Here is an 18,364-nt window from a genome sequence, read left to right on the forward strand (position 1 = left end):
ATGAGCAGCAACATGACAATAGCCAACCTGAGCAACGCCTACCGGGAAGGTTCTCTCACTCCTGCCGGAGTGATGGAGGACATCCGCCACCGGGCGCAGGAGTTTTCTGACCGCAACATCTGGATTCACCTGCTCAGCGCCGAGGAGCAACAACCCTACCTGGCGGCGCTCGCAGAGAAGGACCCGCAACAGTGCCCGTTGTGGGGTATACCTTTCGCCATCAAGGACAATATCGATCTGGCGGGGATACCCACCACCGCTGGATGCGAGGCTTTCACCTTCACACCGTCGGCGTCCGCCCCGGTGGTGCAACAGTTGCTGGACGCCGGGGCCATCCCGGTGGGCAAGACCAATCTCGACCAGTTTGCCACCGGCCTCAACGGCACCCGCTCCCCCTGGGGCCCGTGCCGCAATGCCTTCGATCCCGACTACATCAGCGGCGGTTCCAGCTCCGGTTCTGCCGTATCCGTGGCGCTGGGGCTGGCGAGTTTCAGCCTGGGCACCGACACTGCCGGTTCCGGCCGGGTGCCCGCCGCCTTTAACAACCTGGTAGGCGTGAAACCCACCCGAGGGCTGCTGTCCGCCCGGGGTATGGTGCCCGCCTGCCGCAGCCTCGATTGCATCAGCATCATGGCCCTCAACACAGATGACGCTAACACGGTGCTGGCTTGCGCAGAGGGCTTCGATGCCGGGGACGGCTACAGTCGCCACAACTGCTACGACAATCTTAGCCGCCACTACGGCTACCGGCAGGGGTCGTTGAAAGTGGGGGTGCTGCCTGAAGACCAGCTTCAGTTCTTTGGCGACAGCGGATATCAGGCCGCCTATGCCGCCACGCTGGAAAAACTGACCGAACTGGGTTTCGAGCTGGTGGAAGTGGACTACCGTCCCTTCGACGAGGCAGCGCGGCTGCTCTACGAGGGCCCCTGGGTGGCGGAACGCTATATCGCCTGCCAGCCGCTGATCGAGGAAAACCCCGCGGCGCTGCACCCGGTAGTCCGCGCCATCGTGGAGCCGGGCGGCAACCCGAAAGCCACCGAGCTGTTCCGTGCCCAGTACCGGCTTGAGGCCCTGAAACAGGTCTGCGTGGCGACGCTGGACCAGCTGGACTGCCTGTTGACGCCCACCGCCGGGCGTCTGTTCACTGTGGAAGAAATGCTGGCGGAGCCGATTCTCTACAACAGCCAGCTTGGCTACTACACCAATTTTATGAACCTGCTGGACATGACGTCGGTGGCGGTGCCCACGGCCTTTACCGCCGCTGGTTTGCCGTTCGGTATTACCCTGGTGGGAAACTGTTTCAGCGACCGGGTATTGTTGTCCATCGCCAATCGCATCCAGCAGGGGTTGGCTCTGCCTGTAGGTATTGAGTGCACCGATGCCGCCGGTGCGGAGCCCGCGGGGTTGCCTCAGGTACAGCAGCCGGTGGCGGACAATCGCCGTATCGATGTGCTGGTGTGTGGGGCTCATCTGGAGGGGCTGCCGCTTAACTGGCAGCTCACCGAGCGGGGCGCAGTATTGAAAAGCCGCACCCGCACCAAGCCCTGCTACCGCATGTATGCCTTGGCCGGTGGGCCGCCGTTCCGGCCCGGGCTGATTATGGATGAACAGAACGGAGCGGCCATTGACGTGGAAATATGGTCTGTTCCTTCTGCTGAGTTTGGCAGCTTCGTGGCGGGGATTCCCGCACCGCTGGGTATCGGCAAAGTGCTGGTAGAGGATGGCTCCGTGGTGACCGGTTTTATCTGCGAGCCCAGAGGTGTTGAAGGCGCCACCGATATTACGAATCTGGGGGGGTGGAAAGCCTACCTGGCCAGTCGCTGAGAAGCGGATTTACCGCTCTTGGGCTATCGGGCGGTGGGGTGCTATGGTTGATGGCATTCCTCCTTCCGGAGCCCAAGCATGTCTAATGTCACTCAAGGTCTTTCCCTGCGAGCGCTGTCGCTGACGGCGCTTGCTATGGTGGCGTTTGCGGGCAACTCCCTGTTGTGTCGGGCCGCTTTGCGGGATACCGGCATCGACGCCGCCAGTTTTACCTCCTTGCGTTTGCTGTCCGGCGCCCTGGTGTTATGGCTGATCGTTTCCCTGAGCCGTGATCACCGGGAGGGGCAGGGCAGTTGGCTATCCGGCCTATGGCTATTTGCCTACGCGGCAGCCTTTTCCTTTGCCTATCTGAGCCTGACGGCGGCCACCGGGGCACTGCTGCTGTTCGCCGCAGTGCAGGTGACCATGATAGGTCACGGCCTTTGGGCTGGGGAGCGGTTGCGGCCGCTTCAGTGGCTGGGTGTTTGTCTGGCCATTGCGGGATTGGTGGGATTGCTGCTGCCGGGCGTCTCGGCACCGCCTGCGCTGGGTGCCGGGCTGATGGTGTTGGCGGGTGTGGCCTGGGGGCTGTATTCCCTGCGGGGTCGCCGTGGTGGCGATGCCACCCGGGTGACCGCCGGCAATTTCCGCTACGCGGTGCCGTTCGCATTGTTGTTGAGTGTCTTCACCATTCCAACATTCAGTATTGATCCTGCTGGGGCTGGTTATGCGCTGGCCTCCGGTGCTTTTGCCTCCGGCATGGGCTACGCCATATGGTATACCGCGTTGCCATTTTTAAAGGCGGCCAGTGCCGCCACCGTTCAGCTCAGTGTGCCGGTTATTGCCGCTGTTGGTGGCGTGTTGTTGCTTGGTGAGCCTCTGGGTATACGGTTGGTACTGGCTTCCCTGGCGGTGTTGGGAGGAATCGCCCTGGTTATTCTTGAGCGCCGTTAAGTTGCACTCACCCTGCTCCATTTACTGTTCCTAAAGAGCGCGCTTTGTCTTAATAGTCTGTTAAGTATCCGTCTTTAGCATGGGCGCATTTTGATTCGAAGGAATATGCCCATGAAAATAATCCCTATGGCTGCTTTGCTCGTTCTTGCGTCGGTGCTCTCCGGTTGCGACACCTTTGAATATCAGCTAGCCGAGAGGGTGGCCGAGCTACAGGTTAGCCTGGCGGACCCGGCATGGGACGGCTATGCCATTCCCGAAGGGCAACAGTGCAAGAAATTTGGTGGCCATGGTGCGACGCCGTTATTGAAAGTGAGCGGTATTCCCGATGAAGCCAATGCCGTAATTGTTGCCTTTAGTGATCGCAGCTGGTTTCTGATGGACCATGGCGGCCATGGCATGATCGGTCTCTGGACAGGAAGGTTGCATAACAGCATCGAGATACCTGTTGTGGCCGGTGAGTCCTTCGATCTGCCCAAGGGGATGTTTCTGGAGCAGGCACACCAAGGGGGGCGTGGTGAGCCTGGCGCCTACCTGCCACCCTGTTCCGGTGGCCGCGGCAATCGTTATTTTGCCGAAGTGGCGGCTGTCTACAAGGGTACGGGGGATGAACCTACACAGTTGCTGGCTAGCGGGGAAGTGTTTCTCGGTCATTATTGACGCCTGCCGACAAGGGTGATGGTAATTATCCACGCCTGTTTTTCTTCTAGCCGGGGGGTCGTTGGTAGTGATGCTACGTTTATCCCAAGCACATTTTTGTGTGCGTTAACCAGCAACCCAAGAGTTGGGTTGATGTTGCCTTGCTTGATTTGGAAAAAAGTCGCTGACGGTGGCGAGATTCCCTTGCCCTGCAGCGGGTAATCTGAATAGCTCCAGGGCTGGTCCCAAACGTCTAGCTGCGAACATAAGAAACCCCACCGAAGTGGGGTTTTCTGGAGAGGGGTTCTGGAAGAAAAACGGGTAGACCTAGGCTTTTTTCCTGAGTCCGCTCAAGCCTGCAACTCCGGCAAGGCCTATGGCGAAAAGCCAAGCTGTTGCAGGAACAGGGACATTCGATACGTCTTGTAAGGGGGCACTGAAGTTGTCAATCCATACAGTATCTAGATATGAATTCACACTGCTATCTTTTCTGTATCGCCAGGTAAAAACGTGAGTTCCCGCAATGACCTCTCTAGAGTAGTTCAGCCACCCTGTGTCGCCGGTGATTAAAAAAACCCTAATGTCGTTAATATAAAACATTAGGTAGTCAAAATTGTCCTCTGAGCTGACGCGATAGTCAAAGGACACTGTGCCGGCTGATGTTGCAAGTTCCAACTCCAGATAACTGGATTGATTGTGTGTGATCCGCCCTGATCTTGCGCTGTAAATACCTGAGGCCGCTGTAGAGGAATCAATGCTCCAGTCTGCTGCGCCATAGGTTGACCATGAGTTGGCGGAGAAGTCGCCACTCTCAAAACCGTCGATAAGGGCAGCACTTGCAGATTGGCTACATACGAATAACAAAGCGGATAAAAATAATGGTCGAAGAGTTGTCATAAGGGCACATCCTAGCGACTTCAATTAATAATGAAAAAACAAATGAGTAATTACACCGGTTTCTGTGTTTTTCTTAAACCGATAAGGCCCGCCAGCCCCAGAACAAACAGCCACACTGTTGCCGGCAGCGGCACATTATTGTTGTCATTGAGGCTGTCCAGATCGTAGGCCGTTTCTAGGCTGTTGTTTTCCTCGTAGGCATCTGCGATGTAGGCTGCGATGCTTACTTCCGCATAACGATAAATGTTAACGAAATAATCTTTGCCGAGGATGGCTCCGAAGCTGATGAACTCATTGTCTGTGGTTGAGGACGAGCTAGAAAAGTAGCCGTTTTCATCAGCAACCTGCATGTCGATATCCATTTCACTATCCAAAAAATACAGGTTTAGATTGATAGTGTCGGCCGTAGCCGCAGTCCATGTGTATACATCATTTGTATCCAGGGTCTGGTCTAGCGTGCCCGAGAGGCTGATGTCGTAAATATCGGAATTCAGGTAATCAATTTCAAAGGTGTAGCTGGTTCCAGCGTGCAGTTGAAATGATGAGAGCAGCAAACAAAGCAATAAAGAACTTTTTGTAAACCCTTTCATGTTAAACCTTTACCTTGATGTTGTTTTTTTAAATCCCTAGCAATCTATATGCCACTGTACAAAAAACAATAGGTTACGGTTCGTTGGAAGGGGCTGTTATAAATTTATCTGACAAAAAATCGATAAAATAAACACTTTTCTCTACAGCTATTACTTCTTTGCTGCCGTTCTCGGTGACGTGTGATCTAGGGTCAGTTGTTGAGCCGTCCTACAGTGATGTAATAACAGCTGGTTAATTACAGCGGGCAAGATTTCTGAGGCATTCGTGTTGCTACTGCAAGCAATTGGTCGTTGCTTCAGTGATGATTTGCTTTTTTACCCGGTCACCATTTGGCCGCACGTTTTTCTAAAAAAGCAGATAAGCCTTCCCGTCCTTCTTCCGAAACCCACAACCGGGCAATGGTTTCACTGGTGTGCCACAGTAGTTCATCGCTGAGCGGCTTTCCGCTTACTTCCGCGATTAGATGTTTTGCTTCCGCCATGGCCTCGGGGCCATTCTGTAGCAGGTGGTCGATCCAGTTTTCCACTACCGGGTCTAAATCTGATTCCTCCGCTATTTTGCTCACCAGACCTAGATCTTTGGCGGTGTCAGAATTGATCGATTCGGCGCTGAGAAAGTAACGTCGCGCCGCACGCGGGCCGATGGCGGCGATGACATAGGGGCTGATGGTGGCGGGCACCAGTCCCAGCCGCACTTCGCTGAAGCGGAATGTGGCGCTGCTGGTAGCCACCGCCAGATCACAGCAGCAGATCAATCCCAGGGCGCCACCCCAGGCGCTTCCCTGTACCCGGGCGATGGTGGGTTTTGGTAATTCGTTGAGGGTGCGCAGCATGTTGGCCAGGGCCTCGGCGTCAGCGAGATTGGTGTCGTAGCTGGCGTTGCCCATGCGCCGCATCCATGTCAGGTCCGCCCCGGCGGAAAAGTGTTTGCCGGTGGCGGCCAGTACCATCACTCGTATGCTGTTATTGCTTGCCACGTTGCAGAAAGCCGCGCTTAGCTCGGCGATGACGGTGTCATCAAAGGCGTTGTGCCGCTCCGGGCGATTGAGGGTGACGGTGGCGACGCCGCGCCGGTCAATGTGGGTGGTTACGGAGGGCTTGCTCATAACGATCACCTGGGTTGGATTGGTCCGCTACATGCGGAATACCCCGAAGCGGGTTTCCTCAATCGGGCTGTTGGCGGCGATGGCCAGGCAGTGGCCAATCACTTGGCGGGTCTGCAGTGGATCGATGACACCGTCGTCCCAGAGTCTGGCCGAGGCGTAGTAGGGGTTGCCCTGTGCCTCGTAGCGCTCGACGATAGGCTTCTTGAAAGCTTTTTCCTCATCTTCACTCCAGGGCTTGCCTTCACGCTCCAGCTGCTCCCGTTTGACCTGGGCCAGTACCCCGGCGGCCTGTTCGCCACCCATCACGGAAATCCGCGCATTGGGCCACATGAACAGGAAGCGCGGGTCGTAGGCGCGACCGCACATGCCGTAGTTGCCGGCGCCGTAGGAGCCGCCGATCAGCACCGTGAATTTCGGCACCCGGGCGCAGGCCACCGCCATCACCAGCTTGGCGCCGTGCTTGGCGATGCCGCCGGCCTCGTAGCGCTGTCCCACCATGAAGCCGGTGATGTTCTGCAGGAACAGCAGCGGAATGCCGCGCTGGGCACAAAGTTCGATAAAGTGGGCGCCCTTCTGGGCGGACTCGCTGAACAGGATGCCGTTGTTGGCGACAATGCCAATGGGGTAGCCCTGCCATAGGGCGAAGCCACACACCAGGGTGGGGCCATACAATGCCTTGAATTCGTCGAACTCGGAGCTGTCCACCAGCCGGGCAATGACCTCGCGGACGTCGTAGCCGAGACGGCGCTCGGCGGGGATCACCCCGTACAGCTCAAGCGGGTCGAATAGTGGTTCCGCCGGTGTTGCCAAGTCGAATGGTACCGGGTGTTTGCGGTTCAGGCGCGCGACACAGTGCCGCGCCAGTTCCAGGGCATGGTGATCGTCCTTCGCCAGATGATCCGCCACTCCGGAGGTGCGGCAGTGCAGCTCCGCACCGCCCAGTTCCTCGGCACTGATGGTTTCCCCGGTGGCGGCTTTCACCAGTGGCGGGCCGCCGATAAAGATGGTGCCCTGTTCACGGACGATGATGGTCTCGTCGGACATGGCCGGCACATAAGCGCCACCGGCGGTGCAGGAACCCATCACCACGGCGATTTGGGGAATGTTGCGGGCCGACAGGTTGGCCTGGTTGTAGAAGATACGGCCGAAGTGCTCGCGGTCCGGGAATACCTCGTCCTGGCTGGGCAGGTAGGCGCCGCCGGAATCCACCAGGTAGATGCAGGGCAGCTGATTGTCGGCGGCGATCTGCTGGGCGCGCAGGTGTTTCTTTACCGTCAGCGGGTAGTAGGTGCCGCCCTTGACGGTGGCATCGTTGGCGATGATCAGGCAATCCTGCCCACACACTTTGCCGATGCCACTGATCAGGCCAGCTGCAGGCACTGCGTCCTCGTACACTTGCCAGGCGGCCAGGGGGGACAATTCCAGGAAGGGACTGCCCGGGTCGAGCAGATGGGCAATGCGCTCCCGGGGTAGCAGTTTGCCGCGCTCCCGATGGCGCTGCCGGGCAGTTTCGCCGCCGCCCTGGCGCACCTGATTGAGGGTGCGCTCAAGACGGTCTACCAGCCCCTGCATATGCTGGCTGTTCTGCTGGAATACGGGGCTGTTGGTATCGAGCTTGCTGCTGAGAATAGCCATGACAAACGCCTCCAGACGGAACCGCTAGGCGGTCTCCCGAAACAGTTCCCGGCCGATCAGCATGCGGCGTATTTCGCTGGTGCCGGCACCGATCTCGTAGAGTTTGGCGTCCCGCAGCAGGCGACCGGTGGGGAAATCGTTGATGTAGCCGTTGCCGCCAAGAAGCTGGATGGCATCCAGGGCCATGCGGGTGGCCATTTCCGCGGTAAACAGGATTACTGCGGCGGCGTCTTTTCTCGACTCATGGCCTCGGTCGCAGGCGGTGGCCACCGCGTAAAGGTAAGCGCGGCAGGCATTCAGCCCGGCGTACATATCCGCCAGTTTGCCCTGCACCAGCTGGAATTCGCCGATGGCCTGGCCGAACTGGCGGCGCTGGTGCATGTAGGGCAGTACCACATCCAGGCAGGCCTGCATGATGCCCACCGGTCCACCGGCCAGCACTGCGCGCTCGGTATCCAGGCCGGACATCAGCACCGCCACGCCATTGCCCTCGCCGCCGAGTACGTTGCCCACTGGCACCGGGCAATCCTGAAACACCAGCTCGCAGGTGTTGGAGCCGCGCATGCCCAGCTTGTCCAGCTTCTGGTGGTGGGAGAATCCGGGGAATTCCCGCTCAACGATAAAGGCGGTGATGCTGTCCTTTTCGGACTTGCCACCAGTTCTGGCGTAGACCACGCAGGTGTCGGCGTCGGGGCCATTGGTGATCCACATCTTGTTACCGCTGAGCAGGAACTGGTCGCCGCGCTTTTCTGCCTTCAGGGTCATGGACAGCACATCGGAACCGGCGTTGGGTTCGGACATGGCCAGGGCCCCCACGTGCTCGCCGCTGCAAAGCTTGGGCAGGTATTTCTGTCGCTGTTGTTCGCTGCCGTGGCGATAGATCTGGTTGACGCAGAGGTTGGCATGGGCGCCGTAGGACAGCGCTACCGCCGCCGAGGCCCGGGACAATTCCTCCACGGCCACCACCTGTGCCAGAAAACCCATACCGCTGCCGCCATATTGCTCCGGCACGGTGATGCCGAGCAGGCCGAGTTGCCCCAGCTTTGGCCACAGGTCCCGGGGAAAATCATTGTCCCGGTCGATTTGTGCCGCTCTGGGTGCTACTTCCTTGCTGGCAAACTGCTGGAAGCTGCGGCGCAGCAGGTCAATGTCTTCGCCAAGTTGAAAATCGAGGCTTTGATGCGGGGTGGTCATATACAGTCCCTCCCATCATGTTTTGCCCTTTTTATTTACTTGAGTCTTTGTTTGTTTCTTTTCTTGTTTCCGGGCCTTTTTAAGGGCCTTGCGGCAGCTTTCTTCGGCGTCATCAAGGGATGACAGCATCTGCTTGATGTCGGTTAGCTGAGCATTGAGCTTGTCACGTTGCTGCTGAATGCGTGCCAGCAGGGCCTGAAGTTGCTCTTTGTTGCCACGGGCAGGATCGTAGAGATCAACAATGGCACGGCTCTCATCCAGGCTGAAACCCAGGCGCTTGCCTCTCAGGATCAGCTTCAGCCGGGTGCGATCGGCTGGGCTGTAGATACGGGCCTGGCCTCGACGCATGGGCTGTAACAGGCCAATCTCCTCGTAGTGACGGATGGTGCGGGTGGTGACGCCGAATTCACGCGCCAACTCACCAATATTGAACTCGGAATGATCTGCCATAGCCTGCTTTTGGGACCCCTTTAAAACTGTTTCTCTAGGAAAACTATAGATTACGTTTACGTAAACGTAAACGTAAACTTTTAAGCGTAAAACGTGTGAAAGGGTTGCTGGGATATGAGCGGGATAGGCCCTAGTGGTGGGAGAGTACCGCCAGTTGCCGTGCTAACAGGTTCTCGCCGTCTTCGCCAAAGCCATTAATGCGGCAAAACGGGCTGCCTTCCGCCAGCGGTGTGAGGTCTAGTTCGGCGACTGAGGGGTGGTCGCTGGTTGCCTGGTTGAGGAGAATTTCGCCCTTTTCCGATTTTTCCAGCAGGTCGCGAAGCTCTTGAAGTTGCTGCGCCTGTGTCTGCTCGTCGAGCAGTGTCGAGCCGGTGATATGGGAAATTCCTGGGAATACAGCGGCGGCAAGGTCAACGGTGACGCCTTCACCCTGCAGCGGGGCGCCAGACAGTCGCAGCAGTGCGGCAGCACAGTAGGCTGCGTTCATGGTCTGGTCATCTTCGTTATCGCTGCCCAAAAATTCGATATAAACGTTGTAGTGCTCGCCGTGCAGTCGGCGCCCGCCATAGAGGTGCAATGTGCGTTCTATGAGCTGGTCCAGCTGCTTCATAAGCGACTCAAAGTGTTCCCGGTTTACTAGCGCTTCCAGGCGCGCCAGATTTCGGCAGGCAATGCCCAGGAGCGCCACGGGCTTGTTGTCCTGCGGAACTGGCTTTCTGCTGGGTATGGCCAATAAAGGCACCAGTCTGTGTTCAAGGGTTGCGAGCTCCTCCAGTGGTTTATCTTCATCGTTTCCGGGGAGTTGATCGTTTAGCCTGGCAATTCTTTCGGAGAGATTTTTCCCGGTGCGATAGGCCAGTAACACCAGTGCCAATGTGAACATGGCCCAGATTGCCCCGGCAGTTACCAGTACGCGGGTAGTACCCTGAGTCATGTAGGATTCTGTCAGTGACACCACGGCATAACCGACGGTGGCGGTTTCTATACTCACCGGGCTGCGCTGCTCATGTTGGGCGACATCCCTGGTCATGCGACGTTGCGCCTCGGCAATGAGGTGCTGGTTAACATCATAAATTGCTGCACGCTGCACGCCTTCCAGCGTGATTAATTCATCCAGTTCAACCTGGAGACTGAGATTGTCGCGGTGAATTAGTGGATCCCGCACGGCCTTGGCCAACTGGTGGGCCAGAGTTTGGCTGAGCTGTGTTCCCTGTTTCTCGGCCAGCTCATTGAGCTGTAAGGAAAGTGCGAAGAGCAGCGCAGCACCGAACAGGATGGAGGAAATGAGGGCAATAGCGGGCAGTTGAATGGCGTATGACTTTGCTAGCTTGCCCATGGGGCGATAATTCCCTGCGATGTTTAAGAATGGCGCATTCTATCTTATCCGTTGCTCTCCTATAATACCCGCCCCAAAGAGATGGTGGACTGATTTACCCATAATGGATGTCAATGTGAGAGAGATTCTACTGATCAACGTGGCCGGGGAAGACAAGCCCGGTATTACCAGCGCGGTTTCCCGGGTGCTGGATGAGCACGGCGCTGACATTCTGGATATCGGACAGGCGGTGATTCACGACAATCTCAATCTGGGCATCCTGGCTAAGATTCCGGAGGGGCAGTCCCCGGAAAAAGTACAGAAAGAAATTCTCTACAGCCTTCACGCCATGGATATGAAAGTCCGCTTTCAGCCAATTTCCGAGGAAAGTTACGAGCACTGGGTCGCCCAACAGGGCAAGCCACGGCATATCGTGACGCTTCTGGCGCGCAGGGTGGCAGCTCACCATATTGCCCGAGTGACGGCAGTCACCGTCACCCAGGGATTGAATATCGACAAAATTACCCGCCTTTCGGGTCGTGTGCCGCTTGAGCACATGGAGGCCAATACCAAGGCGTGCGTTGAATTTTCCCTTCGCGGAGAACCCGATGACCTGGGAGCTCTTCGCGCCTCACTGCTGGAGTTGTCCACGGAACTGGATATCGATATCGCCTATCAGGAAGACAATATTTATCGTCGTAACCGGCGCCTGGTGGTGTTTGATATGGATTCCACGTTGATCGAAGCGGAGGTCATCGATGAGCTGGCACGGGAGGCGGGTGTCGGTGATGAAGTTGCGGCTATTACCGAAGCGGCGATGCGTGGTGAGCTGGACTTTATTGCCAGTTTTTCCAAGCGCCTAGGGTTGCTGCAGGGGCTTGATGCCTCTGTGCTGGATGCTATTTCGGCCCGGTTGAAGCTCACCGAGGGTGCCGAACTGCTGATTTCCAATTTGCGGCGTCTGGGCTACAAAACGGCAATTCTGTCTGGCGGTTTCGATTTTTTTGCGCGGCGTATCCAAGAGCAACTGGGTATCGATTATGTCTATGCGAACCAGCTGGAGATTGAAGGCGGCAAGGTGACCGGTCGGGTTACCGGTGAGGTGGTGGACGGTCAGCGAAAGGCTCAATTGCTGCGGGATATTGCTGCCCGTGAAAATATTTCACTGGAGCAGGTGATTGCCGTGGGAGATGGCGCTAATGATCTGCCGATGCTGAGCATTGCCGGTTTGGGCATTGCCTTCCGAGCGAAACCGCTGGTGAAGGCAAATGCCAAGCAGTCAATTTCCAAGCTGGGGTTGGACGGGATCCTTTACCTGATGGGACTGAGTGACCGGGATACGTTGTTCTGGACCCAGTCCTAATCAGCGTTTGGCCGGGTTTTAAGCGTTACGACTCTTCGTCGTTAAAGTCATAGTCCATTCTTCTTGATGGGGACTGCAGGAAGTGGCCCTGAATATAGTGCACTCCAGAGGTCCACAGGGCTGGTATCATCTCGGCTCTCTCCACAAACGGCACGATAATCTGCTCGTTTTCATCTTCCTTGAGTCGACCGATAAGCTCTTCCAGTTCTGACATGCCCCCGTCCTGTTGGGAGGCTCTCTCGACAATGACGCTGTCGAATTTGACATAGTTGACCGAAAGTTTTTGCAGCAGGGTCATGGGCTCGATGGCAAGGCCAAAATGGGATAGGGCTACATCGCCGTTAATCTTTCTAAGCTCGTTAATTAGGTCGACCGAACGATTAAATTGCTGGGCCACATCAATTTCCCGCAGCTGAAAAATCACCTGCCGAGGTGACAGGCTTGAAGCCTTTAGAGCGACTTTGAGCCAGGTGATGAAGGTGTCGTCACAAATGGTTTGAATGCTGATATTAATGAACAGTCGGGTTTTGGGTGAGGACTTGAGCTTTTCTGACAGTGTTTTGAAAGACTCCAGAATCACCCAGCGATCAATTTCCGAGGCTACGTTGGTTTTAAACACTTTGGCAACGAAGTTGTCCGGCAAAGCTGCAGTTTTCTCATTGTCCTTGGTGTGCAGTAGCACTTCGTAGAACTCATCGTCCTGGCTTTGCAGAGGAATGATTGGCTGGTAGAACAATTCGAATTGCTTGCTTTCCAGCATGTTCCTGGCAACGTCGTCCAGATCTTCCTCACAAAACTCGTGGCCGACTTCGGATTCATAGAGCTTGGCACCGTTGGCAAAACTGCCATTATTTGCTCTGTAAAGTTCATTGAGTGCTGACAGGGCCCGATCAATACAGCCTTCAGCTGTGGTTACTGTCTCGCTAATGACTGAAGCACCAATGCCCAGTGTCACAGTTCGTGTGAGGTTGCTCAGCTCGAAAATATGTGATGCAACGGCTTCACAGAGCTTGGTGGCATAGTGCATCCCCGCATCGGTCCCGGTGTTGGTCATGATCATGACAAAGGTGTCTTCTTTGAACCGCTTGAGAGGGTAGCCTTCCGGGTTTTCCTCGTTGATCTTGTCCACCAGCTGTGTGACCAATTGTTCGGTCTGTTGAACGCCGACCTCTTCCAGAATACTGGGGTAGTTGTCCAGGGTGATGTACAGCATGATGGCACTGTTGTGCTTGGTCGCTGCCTGGCGTATCGCAATGTTCACCATGTCGATTACTTTGTCGCGCTGAATGCTCACGGCATCACTATCTTCCTGGAAGCCGCTGACAGTGGCGTTGAGCCCTCCTTCATGTCCACCCTCGAGAAAATCGCTGGCGATCAGGAACTCCAGCGCGGGTTCACCCTGGTAATCGACCTTGGCAATGCGCGCTTCAATGGGCACTGGAATACGGTCGTTGGTCATGCCGGTAAACGTCAGTTTTTCGACAAAGATATCTTCTTCCCCGTCGATGGGGCGGAGGTATTCCTTCAGCCTGTCCTGATCTTCCGGGGCAATGCTGTCGATGACCGGCAGGCAAACCATGCTCTCACTGTCCAGATATCCAAACAGTTGTGAAAAACTGTCGTTGGTGAATAGGTAGGTGCCTTCCTGAACAATGGCAATGGCGTCTACAGATGAGCCGAGCAGACGGTCACAACGGCCCTCCGAGTCGGCATATTTGCGTCGGCAATGGCGCAATTGACGGCGTTGCTCCAGGTTGAACAGGGTGCGGCTCAGTACATGCAGCAGGTGCTGGTCTTCATCCATGGGGATTACATCTTCGGCGCCCAGGCGAAGACCTTCGACAATGGATTGGGGGTTGTACTCGTCAGAAATGAGAATGGTGGGCGTGTCTGTATTCAGGCGACGCAACAGCGCAAAAATGCTTTTGACCGGGGTTTGAGTGCCATTGAACTGGCCGATGATCAGGTCCCAGCTTCTGTCCTGCAGTAACTTGGAAAGGACCGCTTCATTCTCGACGTGTTTGGATTCAACGCGATAGTTGGCATTCCGTAACAGGCTGACAATGCGGTTGGCTTCTTCAAAGCTGTCGTGAACCAGCAGTAGTGTCAGTGCGTTGTCTGATGACATCTTAAGTCGATCCCTCAATAAAGGTCTGATTATGCAGGCGTTATGGCTGGATATTATAGAGTAATGCAACTCGCAGATTACAGTTGTCGTAGTCTGGTCTTGGGGGCTGAAGTTGAAATGTTGCCCGGATAGTACTCCTTATGAGATGCATATCACATTTATTATGGTGCGTGTTGGAGGTTTATGGGCATTTTGTAAGGGATCCCCGGCAGCTCTCTGACCAGTTTTGGCACCAGGTAGCCAGGCAGGGTGGCAAGCAACTCCCGATGCAATGAGCGGGCGAGCTCATCGGATACAGCGAAATGGGCGGCACCGGCAATATGGTCGAGCTGATGGAGATAATAGGGGAGTACGCTGCACTCGAACAGGCGCTCGGAAAGCTGACCAAGAACTCGGGGTGCGTCGTTGATGTCTGCCAGAAGTACAGTTTGGTTCAGCAGAGTGATACCGGTATTGCGTAAACGAACCAGTGCTTTGCGAGTATTTTCGTCGAGCTCGTTGGGGTGGTTGCTGTGAATCACCACTGATGTGAACAGCCGGGAATCGCCTAGCCATTGCAGCAGGTGGTCGGTGATCCTGTCGGGGATGACCACGGGCAGACGGGTGTGAATACGCAGACGTTTCACGTGGTGGATAGCCTCCAATTGTGATGTCAGCCATTCAAGCTGGCGGTCGCTGGCCGCCAGGGGATCGCCCCCGCTGAAAATTACTTCGCTGATGGATGGGTCCGCGGCAATATAGTCCAGTGCCTGCTGCCATTCGCTGCGGCCGGGTTTGTTGTCCCCGTAGGGAAAGTGGCGACGGAAGCAGTAGCGACAGTTGATGGCGCAGTTGGGGCTGACAATCAGTAATACCCTGCCGTGATATTTGTGTACCAGGCCCGGTACAGGGTTGGCATTCAACTCTTCCAGAGGGTCGTTGCTGTATCCAGGTGTGGCCAGTAGTTCAGTACCCAGGGGTAGCACTTGGCGCAATAAGGGATCGTTGGGGTTGCCACGCTCAATACGCTGCAGGTAAGCCTGGGGTACCCTCAGTGGGAAGTCGCTGTGGGCCGCCAGTGCACCATCCAATAGTGCGGGGTCGAGCTCCAGCTTCTGCAGGAGCTCTTTGGGATCGCGGATACTGGTGGCAAGTTGTTCTTGCCAGCTCAGGCTATCCACAGTTGTGGCAGAACCGGTTATCATAGCGCGCTCTTATTTTGAGGAAGTATTTACCGAGTGTTGAGGCAATAATGGCAAACTATTCTACCAACGAATTTCGCTCCGGTCTGAAAGTCATGCTGGATGGCGATCCCTGCTCCATTGTGGAGAATGAATTTGTAAAACCTGGCAAGGGACAGGCTTTCAACCGTGTTCGTTTGCGCAACCTGAAAACCGGTCGGGTTTGGGAGCGTACTTTCAAGTCGGGCGATAGTCTGGAAGGAGCTGATGTCACAGACCGGGATATGCAGTATCTCTACAATGACGGTGAATACTGGCACTTTATGGAGCCGGACACCTTTGAACAGCATCAGGCTGATGCCAAGATAGTTGGCGATGCTGCCCAGTGGTTGCGCGAACAAGACACCGTTATTGTCACTCTCTACAACGGTGCACCCCTCTCCGTGATGCCGCCGAACCATGTGGAGCTGGAAATTGTTGAGACCGACCCGGGCCTGAAGGGCGACACTGCCCAGGGTGGCACCAAGCCGGCTACATTGGCCACTGGAGCCGTAGTGAAGGTTCCTCTGTTCCTTAACATTGGTGATGTGGTTCGTGTTGATACCCGTACCGGCGAATATCTCAGCCGTGCGTAGCATGTAGCTGAGCATATGAAGTAAGCCAGATTTCTATCGGGTATATGCTTGAACTATGCAGGCTGAATAAGGGTGGCACTGGCCACCCTTTTTTATTTGGGTGATAACCGGGGCAAGATGGCCTGGTTGTCGTGTGAAAGGGTTTTTTGGGAGTTTCTGTTGAGTCTAGACAGGAAGGCAGATTGGCGGCCGACGGCAACGCTGGAAACCCTGGTGCAAAGGGCGAAGCTGTTGTCACATCTCCGTGCCCATTTCGTTGCAACCGGAGCTATGGAAGTGGATGTTCCGGTGCTAGCGGAGTCTTGTGTATCTGATTTGCATATTGATTGTCTGCAAACCAGTGTCAACGACAGTGTGCAGTATCTGCAAAGCTCCCCCGAGTACTACATGAAACGCTTGCTGGCGTACGGTTGTGGCAGTATTTATTACCTTGGAAAAGCCTTCCGTGACGGCGAAGTGGGGCCGCGACATAATCCTGAATTTACCATGCTTGAATGGTATCGCCCGGGCTGGGATGAGCATCAGTTGATGTCTGAGGTGGCGGCGCTATTGTCGCCCCTGATCGCCGATCTGAATACGGTGACCTATAGCTATGGTCAGGTGTTTGAAGAGGCAACCGGTCTCGATCCCCATGTGGCAGATTTAGTAGCTGTGCAAGAATATGCGTCAGACCTTTCGGGTAGTAGCTTTGCGCAGGAAAGCCGGTCCACTTGCCTGGATTTGATATTCAGTCTCGCCGTCGAGCCGACACTGCAGGATGGCTTGGTGTTTGTCCACGATTACCCGGCCTGCCAGTCAGCGTTGGCTCGAGTCGATACCAATAGTTGTGGTCGGCAGGTCGCCCGGCGATTTGAGGCATTTCTCAATCGTATGGAATTGGCAAATGGTTACTATGAGTTGACCGACCCGGTGGAGCAGAAGAACCGTTTTCTGGAAGATATGAGGTTGCGCAAGTCTGCCGGTAAATCCGAGCCTCCCGTGGACGAAAATCTTCTCGCCGCCCTGTCCTACGGGTTACCAGGTTGTGCTGGGGTAGCACTAGGTGTCGATCGCCTCCTCATGCAGCTTCTCAAACTCGATACCATTGCCGAGAGCATGCCGTTTGCACAAGGGGTAATGTCCGATGGTAGATAAACTGCATCCGGCCATTTTCCTGATGGGGCCGACGGCGACGGGTAAAACCGACTTGGCTATTGCTCTGCAGCAACACCTGCCGGTGGAGTTGATCAGCGTGGATTCGGCACTGGTCTACCGGGGTATGGATATTGGCACCGCCAAGCCTTCTATCGAGGTGCTTCAGCACGCCCCCCACCGTTTAATCGATATTAAAGACCCGGCTGAGCCATATTCTGCTGCTGCGTTTGCGCGGGATGCCAGACAGGCCATGGACGATATACGAGCTGCTGGAAAAATTCCTCTGCTGGTGGGCGGCACCATGTTGTATTTCAAGGCCTTGCTGGATGGGCTGGGGGACATGCCTCCTGCCTCGCCGGAAATCCGCGAGGACATCGAGCGACAGGCACAGGAAAAGGGCTGGCCCTGGATGCATCAGCAACTGGCACAGGTTGACCCCCAGTCGGCTGACAATATCCATCCTAATCATTCTCAGCGCATACAGCGTGCTCTGGAAGTGTATCGTGCTACCGGAAAGCCAATGTCCGTGTTCAAGCAGGAGCAGCAGCAGGGGAGTCGTCTTGGCCCTGTGGGCGAGCGTTATCAGGTGACCCAAATTGCCTTGTTGGTCCATCAGCGGGCCCTGTTACACCATCGTATTGAGCAGCGGTTTATGACCATGTTGGAGGCAGGTCTGGAAGCTGAGGTGCGGCACTTATTCCAGCGGGGGGATCTTCAGGAAGACATGCCTTCCATGAGAGCCGTGGGTTACCGCCAGATGTGGCAATATCTGGCGGGGGAACTGACCTATGATGAAATGGTGCAGGCTGGCATGGCGGCGACCCGACAGCTGGCAAAACGCCAGCTCACGTGGTTACGGGGATGGACCGGGTTGCATGAAATTTTTATTGACACTGTGACTGGCCAGTCAATAAATTTTTCCGAGATTGAGGCAGAGTGCTTGAAAATTCTGCAAAATGAACCCATATACAAGGTGTAGGCCCACGAGTATGATGGCTTCCCTACATGGATTTCCGGTTTCGCCGTAGCAAAAAGTGATTGAATGTTTTTACGGCGGTTTATTTTGTTCCTTTATTTAGGAGAATCACAATGTCAAAAGGGCATAATCTACAAGACCCTTTTCTAAACGTCTTACGAAAAGAACGTATCCCTGTCTCGATCTTTCTGGTCAACGGTATCAAATTACAGGGCCAGATTGAGTCCTTCGACCAGTTCGTCGTCCTGTTGAAAAACACCGTCAGCCAAATGGTCTACAAGCATGCCATTTCTACTGTGGTCCCTTCACGTCCTGTGCGTTTGCCCATGTCGACCCCCGGCGGTCCGGATGACATGATGGATGCTGGCGAATAACTGAAGAGGTACTG

Annotated in this window: 17 protein-coding genes; 8 read left to right on the top strand and 9 right to left on the bottom strand. The window is 55.6% G+C overall.

What is annotated here, in order from left to right:
• The 3 genes from atzF to Q8A57_RS05330 all read left to right on the top strand — a co-directional run bounded on the left by atzF (nucleotide 1) and on the right by Q8A57_RS05330 (nucleotide 3,414).
• Nucleotides 1–1,824, top strand: coding sequence for an allophanate hydrolase (gene atzF / locus Q8A57_RS05320; RefSeq protein ID WP_305169949.1), 1,824 nt, complete (start codon nucleotides 1–3; stop codon nucleotides 1,822–1,824).
• A gap of 78 nt (nucleotides 1,825–1,902) precedes the next feature.
• Nucleotides 1,903–2,757, top strand: coding sequence for a DMT family transporter (locus Q8A57_RS05325; RefSeq protein WP_305169951.1), 855 nt, complete (start codon nucleotides 1,903–1,905; stop codon nucleotides 2,755–2,757).
• A 111-nt stretch (nucleotides 2,758–2,868) separates the two neighbouring features.
• Nucleotides 2,869–3,414 carry a hypothetical protein gene (locus tag Q8A57_RS05330; RefSeq protein WP_305169952.1) on the top strand — a complete coding sequence of 182 codons (546 nt, stop codon included), beginning with the start codon at nucleotides 2,869–2,871 and terminating at the stop codon, nucleotides 3,412–3,414.
• 306 nt (nucleotides 3,415–3,720) lie between these two features.
• Here the strand turns inward: Q8A57_RS05330 and Q8A57_RS05335 are convergent, their stop codons facing one another.
• The 7 genes from Q8A57_RS05335 to Q8A57_RS05365 all read right to left on the bottom strand — a co-directional run bounded on the left by Q8A57_RS05335 (nucleotide 3,721) and on the right by Q8A57_RS05365 (nucleotide 10,601).
• Nucleotides 3,721–4,290, bottom strand: a complete 570-nt coding sequence (locus tag Q8A57_RS05335; protein ID WP_305169953.1) for a VPLPA-CTERM sorting domain-containing protein — start codon at nucleotides 4,288–4,290, stop codon at nucleotides 3,721–3,723.
• 50 nt (nucleotides 4,291–4,340) lie between these two features.
• Nucleotides 4,341–4,880, bottom strand: a complete 540-nt coding sequence (locus tag Q8A57_RS05340; protein WP_305169954.1) for a PEP-CTERM sorting domain-containing protein — start codon at nucleotides 4,878–4,880, stop codon at nucleotides 4,341–4,343.
• 323 nt (nucleotides 4,881–5,203) lie between these two features.
• The gene (locus tag Q8A57_RS05345) at nucleotides 5,204–5,986 is read right to left on the bottom strand and encodes an enoyl-CoA hydratase/isomerase family protein (RefSeq protein ID WP_305169955.1); all 783 of its coding nucleotides are present in this window, start codon (nucleotides 5,984–5,986) and stop codon (nucleotides 5,204–5,206) included.
• Nucleotides 5,987–6,013: 27 nt separating this feature from the next.
• Nucleotides 6,014–7,621, bottom strand: a complete 1,608-nt coding sequence (locus tag Q8A57_RS05350) for a carboxyl transferase domain-containing protein (RefSeq protein ID WP_305169956.1) — start codon at nucleotides 7,619–7,621, stop codon at nucleotides 6,014–6,016.
• Between the two features lie 24 nt (nucleotides 7,622–7,645).
• On the bottom strand, nucleotides 7,646–8,815 hold the full coding sequence (locus tag Q8A57_RS05355; protein WP_305169957.1) for an isovaleryl-CoA dehydrogenase: 1,170 nt from the start codon (nucleotides 8,813–8,815) through the stop codon (nucleotides 7,646–7,648).
• Nucleotides 8,816–8,830: 15 nt separating this feature from the next.
• Nucleotides 8,831–9,265 (bottom strand): MerR family transcriptional regulator, encoded by a 435-nt coding sequence (locus Q8A57_RS05360; RefSeq protein ID WP_305169958.1) that lies wholly within the window; start codon nucleotides 9,263–9,265, stop codon nucleotides 8,831–8,833.
• 130 nt (nucleotides 9,266–9,395) lie between these two features.
• The gene (locus Q8A57_RS05365; RefSeq protein WP_305169959.1) at nucleotides 9,396–10,601 is read right to left on the bottom strand and encodes a hypothetical protein; all 1,206 of its coding nucleotides are present in this window, start codon (nucleotides 10,599–10,601) and stop codon (nucleotides 9,396–9,398) included.
• A 115-nt stretch (nucleotides 10,602–10,716) separates the two neighbouring features.
• Between Q8A57_RS05365 and serB the strand changes: the two genes are divergently transcribed.
• On the top strand, nucleotides 10,717–11,943 hold the full coding sequence (gene serB / locus Q8A57_RS05370; protein ID WP_305169960.1) for a phosphoserine phosphatase SerB: 1,227 nt from the start codon (nucleotides 10,717–10,719) through the stop codon (nucleotides 11,941–11,943).
• 25 nt (nucleotides 11,944–11,968) lie between these two features.
• Here serB and Q8A57_RS05375 read toward each other — a convergent pair whose 3' ends face one another.
• Nucleotides 11,969–14,071, bottom strand: coding sequence for an EAL domain-containing response regulator (locus Q8A57_RS05375; protein ID WP_305169962.1), 2,103 nt, complete (start codon nucleotides 14,069–14,071; stop codon nucleotides 11,969–11,971).
• Between the two features lie 161 nt (nucleotides 14,072–14,232).
• A complete protein-coding gene (gene epmB / locus Q8A57_RS05380) occupies nucleotides 14,233–15,255 on the bottom strand; it encodes an EF-P beta-lysylation protein EpmB (protein ID WP_305169963.1) in 1,023 nt (340 codons plus the stop codon).
• A gap of 47 nt (nucleotides 15,256–15,302) precedes the next feature.
• Here epmB and efp point away from each other — a divergent pair, with 47 nt between their 5' ends.
• The 4 genes from efp to hfq all read left to right on the top strand — a co-directional run bounded on the left by efp (nucleotide 15,303) and on the right by hfq (nucleotide 18,350).
• Nucleotides 15,303–15,866 (top strand): elongation factor P, encoded by a 564-nt coding sequence (gene efp / locus Q8A57_RS05385; RefSeq protein WP_305169964.1) that lies wholly within the window; start codon nucleotides 15,303–15,305, stop codon nucleotides 15,864–15,866.
• Between the two features lie 159 nt (nucleotides 15,867–16,025).
• The gene (epmA, locus tag Q8A57_RS05390; protein WP_305169965.1) at nucleotides 16,026–17,000 is read left to right on the top strand and encodes an EF-P lysine aminoacylase EpmA; all 975 of its coding nucleotides are present in this window, start codon (nucleotides 16,026–16,028) and stop codon (nucleotides 16,998–17,000) included.
• A complete protein-coding gene (gene miaA / locus Q8A57_RS05395) occupies nucleotides 16,990–17,979 on the top strand; it encodes a tRNA (adenosine(37)-N6)-dimethylallyltransferase MiaA (protein WP_305169966.1) in 990 nt (329 codons plus the stop codon). The genes epmA and miaA overlap by 11 nt, the downstream gene beginning before the upstream one ends.
• Before the next feature lie 110 nt (nucleotides 17,980–18,089).
• Nucleotides 18,090–18,350, top strand: a complete 261-nt coding sequence (gene hfq / locus Q8A57_RS05400) for an RNA chaperone Hfq (RefSeq protein WP_305169967.1) — start codon at nucleotides 18,090–18,092, stop codon at nucleotides 18,348–18,350.
• Nucleotides 18,351–18,364 lie beyond the last annotated feature (14 nt).

Source organism: Porticoccus litoralis, from assembly GCF_030676955.1.
Classification (GTDB): domain Bacteria; phylum Pseudomonadota; class Gammaproteobacteria; order Pseudomonadales; family Porticoccaceae; genus Porticoccus; species Porticoccus litoralis.